At 46.4% G+C, this 1,922-nt stretch carries 1 protein-coding gene and 1 pseudogene; both read left to right on the forward strand.

What is annotated here, in order from left to right:
* Nucleotides 1-367: pseudogene (locus IGQ16_RS10420) on the forward strand (photosystem II q(b) protein); the annotation flags it as partial.
* A gap of 108 nt (nt 368-475) precedes the next feature.
* Nucleotides 476-1,279, forward strand: a complete 804-nt coding sequence (locus tag IGQ16_RS10425) for a hypothetical protein (RefSeq protein WP_297061442.1) — start codon at nt 476-478, stop codon at nt 1,277-1,279.
* The last annotated feature ends 643 nt before the right edge of the window (nt 1,280-1,922 follow it).

Genomic DNA, 1,922 nt, shown 5'->3' on the forward strand with positions numbered 1-1,922 from the left:
TGGTCAAGAGGAAGAAACCTACAACATCGTGGCTGCCCACGGTTACTTTGGCCGGTTGATCTTCCAATACGCCAGCTTCAACAACAGCCGTGCGCTGCACTTCTTCTTGGCGGCTTGGCCTGTGATTGGCATCTGGTTTACTGCCCTGGGTATCAGCACCATGGCCTTCAACCTCAACGGTTTCAACTTCAACCACTCCGTTGTGGATGCTCAAGGCAACGTGATCAACACCTGGGCGGACATTATCAACCGTGCCAACTTGGGGATGGAAGTGATGCACGAGCGCAATGCTCACAACTTCCCCCTCGACTTGGCCAGCGCTGAGTCTGCTCCTGTGGCAATGATTGCTCCGAGCATCAACGGCTAATTTTCAGAGCAACTCTAACTAGTGTTTTAGCTAAAGGAACCGCCTCTGTACTAGGGGCGGTCTTTTTTTATGATGGTCAAAGGGTAGAGACTTTATTAATGAATATTAATGAATAGTTGGATATCCCTCTTAGAAGTCGCAGTGCTCCTTGTAGTTCAAGCAGCAACACCAGCCCCGGAGATTATCACGCGGGCGATCGCGATCGCGGCCGAGCAGTTTGGTGAGGAACCAGCGCAAATTAGCGTGGTTCAAGTTCACCCCAAAATTTGGTCCGATGGCTGTTTGGGCTTGGGGGGATTGCGGGCTGATTGTGCTGAGCGCTTGACCCCCGGTTGGGAAATTACCCTGACGAATCCCAATGCTCCTTATCCTCAACGGTGGGTCTATCGCACCAATCAAAGTGGTTCCCTGATTCTTTGGGATGCTGCTGGCAGTCAGATGATTGGCACCCTCATTCAGCGACCTCAGCGCCTGAACCCAGAAGAGTTGCCGCCCCCTCTGCCTGAGGGCGTGAGTTTTCGCGTTATTCGGCAAAGTGGTGCCTCTGGCAATCGTCCACCTGCAACAACAACGACACTCCTCTATAACGATGGTCGGATTGTGCAGGAAACCACCAGCACTCGTGGGCAAACTCTCAGCCGCACCCTGCGCACAGTTACATCTACTCAAGTTAGTCAGTTTAATCAATTGTTGAGCGATCGCCGGTTTGAGCGCTTCAATGGCTTTGATTTTGTACCCATGCCCCTAGAGCGAGCGGTGCCTATTAATTTTGTTTCTACCCCCACCGCAACGGTGCGCTTCGCTGAAGCCAATGAATACCGCCTTGCCTCTGATTTAGTTGCCGTTTTGCGGGCATGGGAGCTATTGGTTGCCAAAGGTCAGCTGCCTAAACCTTCATCAAATTCAAAGTAGGATAATGTAGCCTTGTTCCCATGGAATAAGATACGAATGGAATATGACGATAACTTTATCCCAAGAGCCTAGTGGCGAAACTTTGTTCAGCTCATCCAAAGACTGAAATCTTTTACCTTTTTGAATCTGATGGATGATTTTTTCGGCTTCTTAACTTTTAGAACTGGAACAGGATTGGCAAGATTCTCAGTTTTTCTAGAGCAATTGATCGACTAGACACTCTACTCTAATTCAGCAAAGCTTCTTTTGACTTTATCCAATTCCATCTAATTCCTGAGCCAGCTTTTCGAGTCTATCTATAATGTCTTAATTTGGTTATTTAAGCCCTTCTGAAATTCATTAAATAATGTTCAAATACAGTTCAAATATAGCTACTTTGAAAGGAAATGAAGAGATAGATTATCCTTGATGAGTCCTCTAATATCCTTAAGGAAAATCAGCTATAGCTTAGACTGACGAGAGCAGATTGTCTCCTATCTTCAGCAAGGTGGCAAATTTATGAGGTGATTTGCAATTATTATTATTGTGCCGCCCAATGTCTCATTCTTTGTTAGAATAGCTATAACTAAGAATCAGGTTGCTTATCTGTAATTTCTCTAAATTAGAACCTCTTCGTCTTCAAGCTCAATTCTTGATGCCCACA

Source organism: Thermosynechococcus sp. M3746_W2019_013, from assembly GCF_015296045.1.
Lineage (GTDB): Bacteria > Cyanobacteriota > Cyanobacteriia > Thermosynechococcales > Thermosynechococcaceae > Thermosynechococcus.

Excerpts from the sequence above, each read along its gene's own strand:
- IGQ16_RS10425 (WP_297061442.1), top strand. The coding sequence starts at position 476 with ATGAATAGTTGGATATCCCTCTTAGAAGTCGCAGTGCTCCTTGTAGTT.